Here is a 385-nt window from a genome sequence, read left to right on the forward strand (position 1 = left end):
CATCAACGTCTGGCGTTGTGGGAAAAAGGCCAACGGCAGGGATTCCACCCACATCAGCTGATCATGACCGCGACGCCGATTCCACGCACCCTGGCGATGACAGCGTATGCCGATCTCGCCACCTCGGTGATCGACGAACTGCCGCCGGGCCGTACGCCGGTCACTACCGTTGCCATTCCGGACACCCGCCGCAGCGATATTATTGACCGGGTGCGTAACGCTTGTACGCACGAAGGACGCCAGGCTTACTGGGTCTGTACACTGATTGAAGAGTCAGAACTGTTAGAAGCGCAGGCGGCAGAAGCCACAAGTGAAGACCTGAAACTTGCCCTACCTGGGCTGAACATTGGTCTGGTCCACGGGAGAATGAAACCCGCCGATAAGC

At 58.4% G+C, this 385-nt stretch carries 1 pseudogene; it reads left to right on the top strand.

Going from position 1 to position 385, the window contains the following annotated elements:
• A pseudogene (locus tag NNO04_RS22600) lies at positions 1-385 on the top strand (ATP-dependent DNA helicase RecG); the annotation flags it as partial.

This window comes from Citrobacter sp. Awk 4 (genome assembly GCF_028069725.1).
Taxonomy (GTDB): domain Bacteria; phylum Pseudomonadota; class Gammaproteobacteria; order Enterobacterales; family Enterobacteriaceae; genus Citrobacter_D.